Origin of the sequence: Pontibacter sp. MBLB2868, from assembly GCF_051904785.1 — a bacterium.
Lineage (GTDB): Bacteria > Bacteroidota > Bacteroidia > Cytophagales > Hymenobacteraceae > Pontibacter.
The window spans coordinates 4,427,259-4,443,347 of the sequence record NZ_CP196710.1 but is presented as its reverse complement, the minus strand read 5'-3'; the positions used below and the strand labels follow the sequence as shown (position 1 = coordinate 4,443,347).

17 protein-coding genes are annotated in these 16,089 nt (G+C 44.2%); 10 read left to right on the top strand and 7 right to left on the bottom strand.

Annotation, left to right across the window (positions count from 1 at the left end):
• Positions 1–23: 23 nt before the first annotated feature.
• Positions 24–1,199, top strand: coding sequence for an MFS transporter (locus ACSX1A_RS19070; RefSeq protein WP_439881229.1), 1,176 nt, complete (start codon positions 24–26; stop codon positions 1,197–1,199).
• A gap of 76 nt (positions 1,200–1,275) precedes the next feature.
• On the opposite strand, the gene ACSX1A_RS19065 is transcribed toward ACSX1A_RS19070, so the two are convergent.
• The gene (locus ACSX1A_RS19065) at positions 1,276–1,707 is read right to left on the bottom strand and encodes a lipocalin family protein (RefSeq protein WP_439881228.1); all 432 of its coding nucleotides are present in this window, start codon (positions 1,705–1,707) and stop codon (positions 1,276–1,278) included.
• Between the two features lie 183 nt (positions 1,708–1,890).
• Between ACSX1A_RS19065 and ACSX1A_RS19060 the strand changes: the two genes are divergently transcribed.
• On the top strand, positions 1,891–2,235 hold the full coding sequence (locus tag ACSX1A_RS19060) for a LysM peptidoglycan-binding domain-containing protein (RefSeq protein WP_439881227.1): 345 nt from the start codon (positions 1,891–1,893) through the stop codon (positions 2,233–2,235).
• 60 nt (positions 2,236–2,295) lie between these two features.
• Here the strand turns inward: ACSX1A_RS19060 and ACSX1A_RS19055 are convergent, their stop codons facing one another.
• Complete coding sequence (locus ACSX1A_RS19055; RefSeq protein WP_439881226.1) at positions 2,296–3,330, bottom strand: energy transducer TonB; 1,035 nt, start codon at positions 3,328–3,330, stop codon at positions 2,296–2,298.
• Between the two features lie 252 nt (positions 3,331–3,582).
• Positions 3,583–4,002 carry a nucleoside-diphosphate kinase gene (locus ACSX1A_RS19050; protein WP_439881225.1) on the bottom strand — a complete coding sequence of 140 codons (420 nt, stop codon included), beginning with the start codon at positions 4,000–4,002 and terminating at the stop codon, positions 3,583–3,585.
• A 233-nt stretch (positions 4,003–4,235) separates the two neighbouring features.
• On the opposite strand from ACSX1A_RS19050, the gene ACSX1A_RS19045 reads away from it, so the two are divergent.
• From ACSX1A_RS19045 to ACSX1A_RS19035, 3 genes are read left to right on the top strand one after another with little or no spacing between them, the layout of a single operon-like run.
• Complete coding sequence (locus ACSX1A_RS19045; protein WP_439881224.1) at positions 4,236–5,261, top strand: DHH family phosphoesterase; 1,026 nt, start codon at positions 4,236–4,238, stop codon at positions 5,259–5,261.
• 23 nt (positions 5,262–5,284) lie between these two features.
• Positions 5,285–6,244 carry an FKBP-type peptidyl-prolyl cis-trans isomerase gene (locus ACSX1A_RS19040; protein WP_439881223.1) on the top strand — a complete coding sequence of 320 codons (960 nt, stop codon included), beginning with the start codon at positions 5,285–5,287 and terminating at the stop codon, positions 6,242–6,244.
• A gap of 13 nt (positions 6,245–6,257) precedes the next feature.
• Entirely contained in the window at positions 6,258–6,794 is a 537-nt protein-coding gene (locus ACSX1A_RS19035; RefSeq protein WP_439881222.1) for an FKBP-type peptidyl-prolyl cis-trans isomerase, read from the top strand.
• A gap of 68 nt (positions 6,795–6,862) precedes the next feature.
• Here the strand turns inward: ACSX1A_RS19035 and recO are convergent, their stop codons facing one another.
• From recO to ACSX1A_RS19015, 4 genes are all read right to left on the bottom strand, one after another.
• Positions 6,863–7,576, bottom strand: a complete 714-nt coding sequence (gene recO, locus ACSX1A_RS19030; protein ID WP_439881221.1) for a DNA repair protein RecO — start codon at positions 7,574–7,576, stop codon at positions 6,863–6,865.
• Positions 7,577–9,913, bottom strand: coding sequence for a type IX secretion system anionic LPS delivery protein PorZ (gene porZ, locus ACSX1A_RS19025; protein WP_439881220.1), 2,337 nt, complete (start codon positions 9,911–9,913; stop codon positions 7,577–7,579).
• Positions 9,914–9,941: 28 nt separating this feature from the next.
• A complete protein-coding gene (locus ACSX1A_RS19020; protein WP_439881219.1) occupies positions 9,942–10,535 on the bottom strand; it encodes a thymidine kinase in 594 nt (197 codons plus the stop codon).
• 119 nt (positions 10,536–10,654) lie between these two features.
• Positions 10,655–10,978 carry a 2Fe-2S iron-sulfur cluster-binding protein gene (locus ACSX1A_RS19015; protein ID WP_439881218.1) on the bottom strand — a complete coding sequence of 108 codons (324 nt, stop codon included), beginning with the start codon at positions 10,976–10,978 and terminating at the stop codon, positions 10,655–10,657.
• A gap of 34 nt (positions 10,979–11,012) precedes the next feature.
• Between ACSX1A_RS19015 and ACSX1A_RS19010 the strand changes: the two genes are divergently transcribed.
• The 5 genes from ACSX1A_RS19010 (at position 11,013) to ACSX1A_RS18990 (ending at position 16,042) form a co-directional block, all read left to right on the top strand.
• Positions 11,013–12,107, top strand: a complete 1,095-nt coding sequence (locus tag ACSX1A_RS19010; RefSeq protein ID WP_439881217.1) for a hypothetical protein — start codon at positions 11,013–11,015, stop codon at positions 12,105–12,107.
• Positions 12,108–12,211: 104 nt separating this feature from the next.
• Positions 12,212–13,464 (top strand): IS3 family transposase gene (locus ACSX1A_RS19005; RefSeq protein WP_439881195.1). Its coding sequence is split into 2 segments (ribosomal slippage): positions 12,212–12,560 and positions 12,560–13,464, totalling 1,254 coding nucleotides; the frame shifts between segments, so codons are not numbered across the junction.
• A gap of 315 nt (positions 13,465–13,779) precedes the next feature.
• Complete coding sequence (locus ACSX1A_RS19000; RefSeq protein WP_439881216.1) at positions 13,780–14,163, top strand: hypothetical protein; 384 nt, start codon at positions 13,780–13,782, stop codon at positions 14,161–14,163.
• Positions 14,164–14,428: 265 nt separating this feature from the next.
• Entirely contained in the window at positions 14,429–14,917 is a 489-nt protein-coding gene (locus tag ACSX1A_RS18995; protein WP_439881215.1) for a hypothetical protein, read from the top strand.
• Positions 14,918–15,049: 132 nt separating this feature from the next.
• Positions 15,050–16,042 (top strand): AAA family ATPase, encoded by a 993-nt coding sequence (locus tag ACSX1A_RS18990; protein ID WP_439881214.1) that lies wholly within the window; start codon positions 15,050–15,052, stop codon positions 16,040–16,042.
• Positions 16,043–16,089: the final 47 nt, after the last annotated feature.

The following is a 16,089-nucleotide window of genomic DNA, read 5'->3' as shown; positions in this document are numbered from 1 at the left end:
CAGAACTCCTTTTTAACTCCTATATGAGTGAAATTACCTTGGCTGTGCCGAGACGCGTGCTCCCTGTTATTGTTTTTTCTCAGTTTGCAGGCACTTCGCTATGGTTTGCCGGCAATGCAGTACTCCCGGAGTTACAGAAAACAATGCAGCTACAGGAGGAGGCACTTCGTATGCTTACATCTGCTGTGCAATTCGGCTTTATACTTGGCACCCTCTGCTTCGCCATCTTCTCTGTGGCAGACAGAATATCTCCCAGGCTACTCTTCTTATTATGCGCACTGGCAGGGGCCGGAGCCAACGCTTTATTATTAACCATTACAGTAAGTATACCAGCCGTACTTTTACTTCGTGCTATTACCGGCTTTTTGCTGGCAGGCATTTACCCGGTAGGCATGAAGATCGCGGCGAGCTGGTACAGTGGTAAGTTAGGCAAAGCAATCGGTTACCTGGTAGGAGCACTTGTGTTAGGCACTGCTTTCCCGCACTTGCTCCGCAGCTTTGGCACATCAATTCCCTGGCAAAGTATTTTTCTGTCTGTTAGTGCACTGGCTGCTATTGGAGGTATACTGATGTATGTGTTTGTCCCGGATGGCCCTTTTCTCGGGACAGGTGCAAAGGTTGACGCACGTAACATGTTACGGATATTCAGGGTACCGGACTTCAGGGCTGCAGCCTTTGGTTATTTTGGGCACATGTGGGAGCTGTATACTTTATGGGCCTTTACACCATTTATACTTGCGCACACTATGCCAGAAGTTCCTTCCCATTCCATTTCGCTTTATAGTTTTATGGTAATAGCGGCAGGTGCTGTCGGGTGTATTGGTGGCGGGTATTTGTCGCAATGCTGGGGAAGCAGCCGGGTAGCGTTTATTCAATTATTCCTGTCCGGGCTCTGCTGCCTTTTATCTGCGCTGGTATTTCAGATGCCGCAGCTGGTGCTCCCTTTCCTGCTGTTCTGGGGTGTGGTAGTGGCCGGCGACTCTCCCCAGTTCTCAGCTTTATCTGCACGAACTGCTCCACCGCACCTGGTAGGTACAGCCCTCACAATCGTAACATCCATTGGGTTTGCCATTACCATCGTAAGCATTCAGCTTACCGGTTACTTACTGGAGCATTTGCCAACGCAGCAAACCTTTATCTGGTTGGCTGCAGGGCCGGTAATTGGTCTGCTATCGCTACGAAGGCTGCTTAAAAAGTAGAAGCGGCAGCTTGTTTTTAAGCAAGCTGCCGCTTCAAATCGAAACCTTATGTTTATACTTTAAATTAAGAAAAGAGTTACTCCTTCATCTCAAGTTTCATTATAGCCCCGTCTTCTGCTTTTAACTCCATTTCATCATCTGAGAGCTTTATCACCTCAAAGTTTTCAGTGTTTTCCTCATCCTCAAACTGCAGGGACATTCGCTTTGCAGTTTCATCAAAAGACCAGGTACCTGTTTTTAACATACCACCACTGCCCATTGCAAAACGTCCGTCAGCATAAAACTGAAGTGTTTCATGCTTCTCCATTGAAGTAAGCTTCTCTTCTTCTCCGACGGCATTTAACTCTTCGTTAATTACCCAGGCCTTGCTGCTATTGCCCGAGATCATATGTTCGGTACCTACCTCATCTTTACCTCCGCAGCTAACCATTATTACAGTCCCGATTGCTACCAAAAGCAAACTGTACACTGCTTTTAAACTCTTATAAGTTGCATTCATTACGTTCATTTTAAGTTCCTTTTATTCAGGCCAGCCATCATTACCCGACGCTGCGCCAACGCCTTAAGTACGGCCTGCCGTGCTCTGCCGTTGCGACTGAGCAATACAACTAAGTAACTTTGTCGGCGTATCTTTATTAATAGAACTATTTGAGAATGAATAGTTCTGAACAGAAAACAGACTTAACTACGAATGAATATGGGACTATTTGATTTTTTTAAGAAGGGGAAAGAAGAACCCGCCAAAACAACGGGCAAAACCCAGCCTATAAGTAAAGGAACAGACATGACTTCCCGCACCCCCGGCCATCCGGAGCAGGGCTTTTATAATAAAGGTGATATGAACAAAGTAACAGATGCGGGGCCGCATCAGGATGTTTACACCGTGCAATCAGGAGACTCTTTATCTAAGATCGCTAAAAAGCACTATGGCAACGCCAACGCCTGGACCCGCATTTATGATGCTAACAAAGACAAGATTGGCGATAATCCAGATCTAATTCGCCCTGGTCAGCGTTTCGTTATTCCAAGAGATTAAAGGCTGCCTTACATAAAAATAATAACAGCCGGCCTCTGAATGGGGGCCGGCTGTTTACTTTTAGAATCGTACAGGTAATACATACTTAAATGGCACTTTGGGGTTCTGATTTTTTCCAGGAATCCATTTGGGCATAAGCTTAGCAACACGCAACAACTCGTCATCTTTTTGCGGCCCACCACTTTTTAATATTTGAAAGTTAGTGAGGTTCCCGTCTATATTCACTTCAAAGGAAATCACAACTAAATCAGCTATATTACTGCCGCCTTTTGTGCGTAAGTGTTTAAAAAGGAACTTGTTCATTTTTTCTACCCCTCCAGGAAAAGCAGGCATCTCATCAGCTCTATAAGGTTTACCATATTCAATAGTATCAGCCGACGTGTTAAATTTGTCTACAATACGATAGTATGATATTATTTTATGATTGTCACGCATGGTTCGTTTTATAACTTCATAACCAATTGCACTGGCAACCAAAGGATATCCTGTATCAAAGACTTTTCTGTTAGGGAACCATCCCTCTACTTTTTTCAGATAACTGTAACCATTGGGCTCTATCTCAAAGTCATTCACCAGGAATATACCTGTTTGTTTTTCCCCTTCTTTATAAACCTCTACTTTAGTCCGCTTCCCTGTTTTGTATTCATGCACCATTCTTAGCTCACCCGAAAGGCTGCTGTAGGTCCATAAGCCTTCTTTAAAACCGTTTTTATACTGCCCCTTCAACTGCATCACGGTTATACCGTCTTCATCTAGTAATTTGTCATAGTAGGCACCATTTCCATCTTTTACCTGCTCTACACCTTCTTCATCCCAGTAGCTAAGAACTTTTGCCTCAAGCACACTATGCTCCGTAACACACAATTTGCTTCCATTTTTCCTCCAAAGCTGCCACTTACCTATTTTATTATGCCCATTAAACTCCCCGGTACTCTCCAACTGGCCATTGTCATGATAAAACTGCCATTTGCCCCACTTCTCCCCTTCTCTATAAAAGCCTTTTGCCAAAACGGCACCATTCTTATAATAGTCTGTTACAGGCCCGTTAAAGGTATACTTCGTAAGGTCGTTTAACATACCTATTGAATCTTGCATAAAAGCGACTCTGGAATAAACTGCTGTCGGCAGGTTAGTAACTTCCCAGTATGCATTGTACCGTATAACAGCAGGTTTAAGTCCTGGATTAAGCGTCGTTTGTTGAGCAAGTGCAACTGTGCACGTTAGAAGAAGTAAGATTGATAGGTATAGAGGTTGTTTCATGTATTAATAAGTTAGCTACAAATATAAAAAGCCTGCCAAACGTGTCGCTTAGCAGGCCTTTCAAATCAATAAGTATACTTCTAAAAATTAGAAGCGCTCGTCAGCAGAGAAGAAGAAATCACCTTCAATCTTTGCATTCTCATCAGAGTCAGAACCGTGTACAGCATTTGCCTCGATAGACTTTGCATACTTTTTACGGATAGTACCTTCTGCAGCATCAGCCGGGTTAGTAGCACCAATCAATTTACGGAAATCTTCTACTGCATTATCTTTCTCAAGAATCATGGCTACGATAGGGCCAGAAGACATATATTTTACAAGGTCGCCGTAGAAAGGACGCTCTTTGTGTACTTCATAAAATTTACCTGCGCGCTCTTCAGACAGTTTTGTCTTCTTCATTGCCACAATACGGAAGCCGCCTTCCTCGATCATTTTAGTAATGCCACCAATGTGGTTATCTGCCACTGCATCTGGCTTAATCATGGTAAATGTGATGTTTCCGGCCATGTCTCTTTTAATAGTTAAAATTTATAAATCTCAATTTCAGTTTGCAAAAGTATAGCATTTCAGGCAATATTAGCATACTTTTCAGCTATACTTTAGTTAACTCTTCCTGGGGGCATAGAGTTATTATAAATGTGCCTGACAGATGCTTCAGCGCTATTTAATTGCTTTAGAAGTATTTTATTCAGAAATTTACGCCTTATATCCTTATTAATCAGAGGATTTAAATCTATAGTATGCACAATATCAACGCTCTGCAAGAGCTTTTGAAAGAGCCAAAAGAAGTGATGATCACTACGCATCATAAGCCAGACGCTGATGCGCTGGGCTCTTCGCTTGGATTGGCTGGTTATCTGAAGAAAAAAGGGCATCGGGTTACTGTCATCACTCCTTCAGATTACCCATCGTTCCTGAACTGGATGGAGGGCAACGACAGCGTGATCGTTTATTCCGAAAAAAATGATGCCCTGGTTCAGCGTATCATCAATGAATCGCAGGTGATCTTTTGCCTCGATTTTAACAACTTGTCGCGTATCAACGAGATGGGGGGATATATCCGCGAGGCCAAAGGCACAAAAGTGCTGATAGACCACCACCTGCAGCCTGAAGATTTTGCCGATCTGGATTATGCCAACACAGAAGCCGCAGCCACTGCTGAGATCGTTTATGACCTGATCAAGGCGATGGGCGACGGTAACCTGATTGATACTGGCATTGGAGAGTGCCTGTATGCCGGCATCATGACGGATACAGGATCGTTCCGCCACCCGAGCACATCCCAGAATGTACACTTAATTATTGCCGACCTGTTACAGATCGGAGTGCGGACCTCTGATGTACATCGCCTGATTTATGACAGCTCTTCGGAACTGCGCCTGCGCTTCCTGGGTTATGCCCTGAAAGAAAAGCTGGTGGTTTTACCTGAGTTTAAAACAGCCTACTTTGCTATCACATCAGATGAATTAAAGGCTTACGATTCTAAAACAGGTGATACAGAGGGACTTGTAAACTATGCACTATCCATTGAAGGCATTGTATTTGCAGCTCTTATCATCGATCGCTCACAGGCGGTCAAAATGTCTTTCCGTTCTGTTGGCAATTTCTCTGCAAATGAGTTTGCCCGCGACAATTTTAACGGTGGCGGCCATAAGAACGCAGCTGGCGGCATGTCGCTGGAAAGCCTGGAAGCAACAGTAGCCAAATTCGAAAGCCTGTTGCCTCTTTACAAGGATAAGCTGGAACACGCTACTGACACACAATAAAAATTTATCTCAACAAATAATCAATGCTATCTAAAACTAAATTTTTGCTGCCGGTAATAGCTGGCGCATTGCTTCTGCAGTCTTGCAACAAGAAAGACGAATTTCATACTACGGCTGATGGCCTGACGTATAAAATTTACGAAAAGAACGATAAAGGCGAGTATGAGAACAAAGGCGAGATCTCGCCGGAGGATACTACCGGTGCTAAGATTGGCCAGGTAGTAACAATGCAGATGATGTACAAAAATGCAGATGACTCTGTACTTTTTGATTCGCGTGAGCAAAAACAACCGATCATGATCCCGGTAATGGAGCCAACGTTTAAGGGAAGCCTGGAAAATGCTCTGATGCTTATGACTCCTGGTGACAGTGGTGTATTTAAGGTTAGCGCTGACTCTCTTTTCGCTAAGACATTCAACCAGCCGCTTCCTCCTTTCATCAAGCCTGGATCTCAACTTACTTTCTTCATCAAAGCTGAAAAAATTCAGTCTAAAGAAGCTGCCATTGCTGACCAGCAGAAAATGTTTGAGCAGCAAATGAAAGAGGCTCAGGTTAGAGCCGAAAAGCAGATCAAGATCGACGATGATAAGATTCAGCAGTATATCAAAGCTGAAGGTTTATCTAACATGCAGAAAACAGAATCTGGGGTGTACTACACCGTAACACAGCCAGGTAAAGGTCCGCAGGCAAATGCTGGTGATCAGGTTTCTGTACACTACAAGCTTTCTTTCCTGGATGGCAAGCAAGTAGAATCGTCGTATGACAACCCAATGTCTGGTGGTCAGCCTTTCACTTTTACGCTTGGCCAGGGCCAGGTAATTAAAGGATGGGATGAAGCTATTCAGAAATTGAAAGAAGGCAGCAAAGCTACTTTGTTAGTACCTTCTCCATTAGCTTACGGCGAGCAGGATCGTGGACCGGATATGCCGGCTAACTCTATTCTTCGCTTTGATGTGGAGCTGGTAAAAGTTGAAAAACAGTAACAAGTTTATTTTTATGAAAATGCAAACCGTTATCCAATGGGCTGCCCGAGGCAAAAATTTGCTATCGATGTTCCTCTTTGTGCTTATGGCTGCATCTTTCTCAGGCTGCGGCGAAGAAGTTAACCCCTATGTTTTTGATGTAGAGGGGCAGAAGAAGATTGATGAGCAAGTAATTCGCCAGTACTTCCGCGATAACAACGTTGACACAACAGCGGTAACCAAAACTGCTTCTGGTTTATATTACATGAACCTTACACCAGGAACAGGCGCAGATATTAAGGTTGGCGATTTAGTGGAAGTTAATTATATAGGCAAGTTGACTAATGGCTCCATCTTTGATTCTTCATACGACAGAGGCACCTCCTTTCCTTTTACAGTGGGAGCACGCCAGGTTATAGCTGGTTGGGATGAAGGCCTACAACTTATGCAGGTTGGGGAAGAGGCTCGTTTGTACATACCATCCTATTTGGGGTATGGATATCGGGGCACCGGCTCTATCCCTCCTAATGCAGTGCTTATTTTCGATATAAAAGTTATTCGCAAGAAATAAGAGCCACTACTAAACAAAAAAAGGGTGCTGAAGTTAATTCGGCACCCTTTTTTATTGCTTATGAATCTCTATTCAGATAGCACTTCTGAAAGTATAGCCAGAGATTTTATTTCTCCCAGCTTATCTACATGCAGCTGATAATATCGAATAATGATAGACAAAAGCTCTCTACGCACCTTTCCGTTTGGAATAACAGCTTGATCGGGCTGGTGTAACAGCCCATTAAATAACGCTTCATGCACCTGTAACACGAGTACCGATGGCGCAGAAGTATTGCTCTGTGTATTTCCTGAAAAAGCCACCTGTTCTACTATTTCAGCACCGGAACTTGGTCCGAAACCCAGATGAGAACTTAACTGCAGGAGGAAGAGCAGGTGAAAATTCTCGAAATCGCTTTCCAGTTCATCAAACAATATAATGGAATGGTACAGGAAGCTAAATAAGGCAGCGTTCTCTTCTTCTTCCTTAATAGTGCGGGACACAACTTCAGAAAGGAACAACACTATACTGCTTTTCCGGATATCAAATGGAATACTATGGAAAGGATAGGCGCTTTTGTATTCTGAGATACGGGTAAGCCCTCCTTTAGGAGAGGTATAAACCACCATATCCAGCAAGGTAAATGGCTGGAAAAGGCCAATGCGGGAGCCTGTACCTTTTTTGCGCAATCCGTTAATAATATAAGATTGAATACCGAGCTGCTCAGTATATACCCTTGCAATAATGGATGACTCACGGTACTTGATATGGTTAAGTACGATCCCCCTTGTCTTGACTAACATTTAATCCAGTACGGCTATTTTACTGATACAGGTTTGTTGTCCGTCCTCGCTGGAACTCATAACAAGATATACGCCAGCCTTTACCCGTTTACCGTTATAATCGCGGGCATCCCAAGCCAAAGTACCTCCTGTCGCTTTTGTTTTATAAACCAACGCGCCAGCCACATCTGTTATGCGCACATCCGCATTGTTTGGCAAACCAGAAACGCCCACCAGGCCAGTATATGATGCACTCACAGGGTTCGGAAAAACTACTGCACACTCCGGTGTGGCTTCAGTAATAGTCGCCTCAGCCCGGTAAGATGCCACTCCTGCGTCTGTGGCCACGAATACATCCCCGGTTTTATGTTCTACAGCCACCGACAACACTTTATCCGAAGGAAGCGGGCTATTGCTAGCTGTAAAATGGTGGATTAATTTATCTCCATCCGGGTTAAAAAGCCACAGGCCATTGTCGGTAGCCATCCATTTACGGTTAGCGCCATCTACTGCAATGCTCCGCACTACCTGCCCGTCCAGCAAAGGCCTACGGTCTATGATCGGAACACGTGCATCGTACCGGCTTTCAGAAAACACAATGCCCGGGTTATAGTATACGCCTACTCCGGCGGCAGTACCTACCCATATGTCGCCATTCAGGTCTTTTGTAAGCGCATACACATCCGCATTTGGCAAGCCCCCCGCTCCCTCCCCGATGGAAAGGTGCTTTAACTTATTCTCTGTCTCATCAAACACTACCAAACCGCCAACCTTGTTGCTCCTTCGGGCAATAGAAAGCCATTTCCGACCATAATCATCAATAAGAACTTGGTCAAGATTGCTACCGTCAGCAAAATTAGGCAGGACAAAAGACTTCCAGCTGCCATCAGGACGAAGCTCGTGCAAGCCAGGGGAATTAGAGAAATAGTTCCGGTTTACTACCCACACACTGCCATCTGTATCAACAGCAACGTCTGTTACACGCACGTATGCTTCTTTATCAGCCGACGAAAGCGCACTAAGCAAAGGGCTGTTATAGCCATTGTATAATTTAGAATTATCTGGTCCTCCCCACTCAATAAGCCCAGCGCCATAACTTGCCAGGTAAAGCTTCTCGGTGACAGGATTAAAAACAGCATCAACAATATCATTGCCCTTAACAAAGGAAGTAGTTGGGAACACATACTTATTAAAGCTTTTCCATTCTCCTTCAGAAAAGACATAGAACCCATTCCAACTGCCATTATTTAAGTATACCTCGCTAAACCCGCCACTTAAAACATAAACAGAACCATTATTGGCATATACTCTGAAACTATCACTTGAATAAGGGCCATCAGGCGCGAAAGCAGCAGCATCTGAACCATCAGGTTTCAGGCGAACGAGGCCCTTTGAATTATCTGCGACCCATACCCAATCTTCTGAATTTCCAACAACAGCCTCTTTAGCAGAAGTAAGAAGTGCGTTACTCAGCGTACGTACCTTTCCGCTTTTATCTAGCAGCATAACTTTATCGTCGGATGTAAGGCTCAGATAATTTACAGAGGCCGTAACAGCATTGAAGTTATTATTGGCAGCCCATGGCTCAGCAGACCACTTTTTGCCGCTCAATGAAAACAACCCATTGTTGGTGGTGGCAAAAAGCTTTTCATTAAAAGCTACCATTTCAGAAGCACCTGTTAAAGGTAAACCAGCACTCAAATTCCCCCAGCTATGAAAGTCCTGAAGGTTCACCCCCTGCCGCTTTGCACCTAATACACCCATGTTAGTCGCCAGGAAAATACTGTCGCCTAATATGGCCGATGACTTGACATTAACAATTTCTCCGTTAGGGCCAAGGTTCATGTAAGTGTCCCGGATCTCCAGCTTAACAAGGTCGAGTACAACTACCCCAAAAGTGCTGGAGATATAGGCTTGTTTATTATAAATGTTGATGTGGTTGATAAGCTTTTCACCTGAAATTGCTTTCCGGAAAATATCACTAATGTTTGTGATCTTATCGTCCCGGATCAGGTCAAGATTAGTATTAGCATAAGCCACGACCAGGGTTTTGGTACCGCTATCATAAGCGATGGTGCTTATCTGCTGCTCGCGGAGGCCATCCACTTTAGATATGGCCTGAGTTGTATTAAATTCTTTATCGTAGTAAAACAGCCCACGCTCTGCAGCAACATAAACTTTGTCTGCAGCATCAGCCACTGCTATTCCCTGCCGGTATGGTGCATGCACACGCCAGCTGCCAAGGGGCACATTACTTTGGCCATAGACAGTGCCGCAAAAAAAGAGTAAACAAATATAAAGCCTGCACTTGAGCTTGTGCAGGCAACTTTTGGCAGATACTCTTCTTGTTGCGCCCATTTATAAAGTTCTACTCACTGGTTTTAACCTATTTCTTGGATTTCAGACCTTCAACAAAGCAGTGGCGACAGCGTGCCTCATACGAGTCCGTTTCACCGAGCAGCACTTGCTGTTCGGAAGCAGCATTACGAAAGGAGTAGTTGGCAATATCACCACATTGCACGCAAACGGCATGTACTTTTGTAACATACTCAGACACCGACATTAAAGCCGGCATTGGCCCAAATGGTTTGCCCAGGTAGTCCATATCAAGCCCGGCGGCTATTACACGCACCCCGCTATTTGCAAGTTTCACGCATACTTCAGCAAGTCCTTCGTCAAAAAACTGCGCTTCATCTATACCAACCACATCACAGCTGCCCCCTAGTAGCAGCATATCCTGTGCAAAATCAACGGGAGTAGAGCGTATCGAGTTGGCATTGTGGGATACAACATCCTCATCATGATAGCGCTTATCCAAAGCAGGTTTAAATATTTCCACCTTCTGCTTCGCAATCAGCGCCCTGTTCAGTCTCCTGATCAACTCTTCAGTTTTGCCTGAGAACATAGATCCGCAGATCACCTCAATCCATCCCTTCCTGTTAACGTAGTTTTTGTTGCCTACGCGTGGTTCAATAAACATTATATAGTATAGTAATGTGGTTTTAAGTTCTGTACTTTTTGCCTTGCTTTTGCATTAACTGCTGATCAGGTATACTGATGGTCAATAAAAGTGACCTGTAGACTTACCTTTCTGGTACTTTAACTGCTATAAGTCATGTGCGGCAGCTTTGTCTGGTCAGGGACCTTCCCTACGGCATCTCCGTCTACTAATGTACACTGGCAGGCCAAACGTTCGTTATCCTTCAGGCGGCTGTTGTTTCTATAGCGAACCTCGCTCTCGGTAAGCGGGCCGAAATGCTCCATGCCCTCCAGCACAATAAGGCGACATGTAGTGCAACGGCCTTTGCCTCCGCAGGCGTGCATCCAGTCGATGTTCTGGTTCTGCAGTGCCTTGAGCAACGTCTGCCCCTGCCCCACTTTAACTTCAAGGTGGGCCAGATTTTGCACAGTCAACTTCGGCATAATTTTATAACTTTACAGAAGAAAGAGACTCCCTATGGAAGACAAATATAATCAATTACACCTGGATCGTTACAGCAAACAGTTAGCAAATCTGCTTTGCGACAGGCATTTTGCAAGTCACGACACCCTGAATGGCCCACAACTGATTGGCTTTACCCCTGTAAAACAGGTAAATCTGTTTATTATAAAGGAATTGTTACTAAAGTGGCACCACGAAATGGCCAACTTGCGTAGCCCTTATTTTGATTATGAGCACGAAGAAGTAAAAGAAGCACTACTAAACTTTATGAATGTGCTCTCGCGCAAGATACTCATGAAGCGGAATGCTTTTGAGCCACTGCTGCAGAAGGCCATTTATGATACGTTCCTGGTTGTTCTGGCTCCTGTCACTACATTCGAAGAAAAATTCCTGCGCATACAGGAAGAAATTACACTGCCCAAGCTGCAGGAGAACCTGAAATACATAGATATTGACAAACAACTTTTTGCCGGTTTTATAGAGACCCTATCTCCGAGTAGCCGCGACAGAGAGTACATACTTAGCAGGTTTAAGCTGTATGTTAATGCAAACTTAAGCGCCCGCACCTCTTTGAGCGCAGTAATAGAACAATTCAACCCATTGCTTCCAATTTCTGAGGCCGAGTTGCTTGGCACATTATCGCCTCAACCGCTGACGGCAAAGCCAACGCCTGCAGCACCGATCACAGAAAAAGAAGTAGTTGCCCCTATACATCATGCACAGCGTGAAGCATCTGCACCTGTTTCCAAACACGTGGTTTACGCACCTGACGAGGATTCCGAAGATGAGCCTGCACCTAATGCACGCCCTACACTCAACGACAACTTCCGGAAAGCGGCCTCTTCATCTCTGGCAGACTCACATAGCAACCGTAAGATTGACTCCTTGAAAAACTCTATCTCTATTAACCAGCGGTTCAGTTTTATTAACGAGTTATTTGATGGAGACAACATGTCGTATTACAATGTGATCAAAACACTGGATGAGCACCAGGATGTACAAACTGCCAAACAATTTGTGACAGAGGACCTGGCCCAAAAGTATAACTGGAGCCATAAACAAGAGCATGTCAACAAACTGCTTCGCCTGATTGAAAGAAAATTTGCCTAAGTGGCTTCTGCTAACTTATACAAATCCCCGTCTGTGTCTCAGGCGGGGATTTTTTGCTTTATTGTCACGTCCTAAAAAAAGTTGACTAAAAAACAGTCAACAGCATGAGTTACAAAGTAATCAAAGTAAAAGGCGCGGCCCCGCAGTTTAAGTACAGTGAGGCCTTCAGGCGATCTGTAGTGGCCGAGTATGAGCAAGGGCTTTTGAACAAAGACCAAATCCAGGCCAAGTATGGCATCAAAGGCAACTCGCGGGTATTGGAATGGTGCCGCAGGTATGGTAAATTGCACTACCCAAAAGCAGGTGCCTTGGGCCGCCCGATGAAAGACCCGCAAAAGCAACGAATCAAAGACCTGGAGAAACAGCTGGCAGACGCCAAGCTGAAGCTGGTTGCCTATGAAAAGCTGATCGAGATTGCCGAACAAGAAGAAGGGATCAGTATCTTAAAAAAAGACGGAGCCAAACAATCCGGGAGCTTGCCAGAACCTACCCAAGAAAAGTAAACACGTTCTGTGCGTTGTTTGGCTATAGCAAACAAGCTTATTATAAAGCGCAAGCCCAGCATTCTTCAGTAATGAACAAGCAGCAACGAGCCAGGGAGCTAGTGCTTGGCCTGCGCCGGCAGATGCCACGGCTGGGAACCCGAAAGCTGCATTTTCTGCTGAAAAATGAGATTGGCATCGGTAGAGATAAGTTGTTTGACCTGCTCAGGGTGGAAGGACTGCTCGTCTGCCAAAGAAGGCGCTATACGGTCACCACCAACTCAAAGCATTGGATGCGCAAGTACCCCAATCTCATCAAAGACATTGAGCTTGTCCGGCCTGAACAGGTATGGGTCGCTGACATAACTTATATCGACACTAGTGAAGACGGCCATGGGTATCTGCACCTGATAACAGATGCATATTCCAAGCAGATCATGGGGTATGAACTATGCGAAAACATGGAGGCTGCCTCTACGTTGAAAGCGCTACAAATGGCCATCATGAACAGGAGATACAATGACCAGGCACTTATACATCATTCCGACAGAGGGCTACAGTACTGCAGTAAGCTGTACACGGACCACCTGAAGGATAACCACATCACCATTAGCATGACCGAGAACGGCGATCCGTACGAGAACGCGATTGCAGAACGCGTAAATGGCATCCTCAAAGATGAGTTCGGCTTATCACAGCAACTTAACAACATCAGCGAAGCAATGCAGCAAGCTGCTCAAAGCATTAGTGTCTATAACAATAGCAGACCTCACCTGAGCTGCCACATGCTAACACCGGTCCAAATGCATCAGCAAAAGGAAATCAAACTTAAGTCCTACAACAAAAAAGCTCAAACACCTTTGGTGGATGTTTGAGCTTTTTTAACAATGTTTGTGCAATCAATAAATAGTCAACCTATTTCAGGACTACTCAATGTAAGGCTCATTTTCAGCAGGCGCACCATGGGCACTTCCAGGCTTTATTGCAAAAACTAAAGAAAAGTAATGCATGTGATCATCGCCGTTCTTGCAAAAAAGATTGTGAAATGGTAATTATGCAACTATTTCATTGGTTTGAGCTTTGAGACCTTGCTGAAATAGATTGAATTTTCAGGGGAAATACAAAGTTTGTCGACACAAACAGAAACTTAACCCGTACTAACAATAAAATAAAGAACCTTATTACCAGCCATGAGAGACGATTTTGACTACGATGACGACTTCGCCCAAAGCTATGACGAAGAAGAGGATGACGATGACTTCGGAATGACGTTCGAAGAGGATGTGTATTTGATGATACGGGAGAAACTACGTGACACTATTCAGGAATTTAAGGGAAAGTATCCTGAACTGAAAAAACTTGAAAGTGCCGTAAGCTCCTTTAAAGTAAATGCAAAAAACACGGACGACTCTAAATTTTATCCGTTGGCAGCAAAGCTTTTAAGCGAGCACATTAAGCCGCTTACAGCTGAGTCTGAAGAGATCGAAGAGATATACGATAACATGCAGGCAGATATCGCCCGTTTTAAGAATCAGCGTGCTCATGGCCATGAAGGTGACTTCTATTTAACGTAGCATCTACTAAAAAATATCGGAAGCCCTCCCTGTCTTAAACAGGGAGGGCTTCTTTATTTATATACCTGATTTTCAAGAGCTCGTATTAAAAACACCTAATATTTGGCAATTTTTTAAGATAAATTTTACATGTCAAAACACTAATTACTTTTTTTACACAGCTATTTATAAATTTAAAAATAATATATTTGCTTCTGCATATGTATGCAACCCTTTTTCTCTTTTAGGAATCTAATAAGTAGACATCTAAAAAGACTCTATTACTGTGATATTGACATTACTACGCTACCCAAAAACAAACAAGCTTAATACACCGTACAAAATGGTTAACTCAGCCCTATTAAACGGAGAGCAACTTCTTATTCAAACAGTGGATAAGAAATTAGCTCTTACCACACATCGGCTCATGGTAAAATATAGCCATTGGGCATATTTTGGTCAAAAATCTTTAATGTTAGAGGACATCATTAGCTGGGAGATGAAAAAAACCAGCAAGAACCTCTACTTTGGGCTAAGCCTTACCATGGCCTTTATGGTGTACTTCAATGACTCATTCGCCCTGTTAAGTGGCTTCTTTTTAATGCTTTACATGATGACCCGCCAACGCCGTGTACATGTAAAATCTACGCATGGGGTAGTTATTTTGCCTCTTGAAGTGGAAGAGAAACGCATGTCAAACTTGATTGATATGGTTCGTCAGGCGCAGCAGAATCGCAAATCGCAATTAGCAACGACACCAGTTACTGGAAATTAGCTATACGCCACATATCTCATCTAAAAGCACCATTGAGCAGGTGCTTTTTTCTTGCGCTGCTTCAGCAGGCAATATCTTGTCCCCCGAAACGTAATAATTACTATATTTAGGGGTTTAACATCCTGTAGCAATATGCCAGCAGAAGATTTAATTTACACAGACAATGTGAAGGCGCACCAAGAAAAGATAAAGCGGGTATTTAGTGAGGTGAGCAAAGTTGTTGTGGGTCAGACGTATATGGTGAACCGTTTACTGATCGGGCTCTTTACAGGTGGTCACATCCTGTTAGAGGGGGTTCCTGGCCTGGCAAAAACGCTAACCATTAACTCGCTGTCCAAAGCGCTCCGGCTGGACTTCCAGCGCATTCAGTTTACGCCAGACTTACTCCCGTCAGACCTGATCGGGACGATGATCTACAACCAGAACGCTTCCGTGTTCGAAGTAAAGAAAGGTCCTATTTTTGCCAACCTTATACTTGCTGACGAAGTGAACCGCTCGCCGGCCAAGGTGCAGTCTGCCCTTTTGGAGGCGATGCAGGAGAAGCAGGTAACTATTGGTGAAACAACATTTCAACTTGACCTCCCCTTCCTGGTACTTGCCACGCAGAACCCAGTAGAGCACGAAGGAACTTATCCGCTCCCAGAGGCTCAGGTTGACCGTTTTATGATGAAAGTATACATCGATTACCCAAAAAAGGCCGATGAACTGGAAATCATGCGCCGTATGGCGAATATGTCTTTCAACGACACCGTAGAGAAAGTGCTGTCGAAGGAGGATATCTTTAGCATTCGAAACGACATAAACCAGGTGCAGCTTTCAGAAACACTGGAAAAGTATATAATTGAACTGGTTTTTGCCACCCGTAGGCCAGCAGAGTACGATCTGCCTGAATTTGCGCCTTATATACAATTTGGCGTGTCGCCTCGTGCAAGTATAGCCTTAAACCGCGCTGCCAAAGCCATTGCTTACTTCGATGAGCGAGATTATGTGCTGCCTGAGGATATAAAAGAAGTAGCGCATGATGTTATGAACCACCGTATCATTCTCAATTATGAGGCCGAGGCAGATGGAATAACTTCGAAAGATTTTATTGAAGCCATACTTCGCAAAGTTCCAATCAGTTAATGGTGGCTTGAAGGGCTAAAAGCAATCCGTTTTAAATAAGTTGAAAA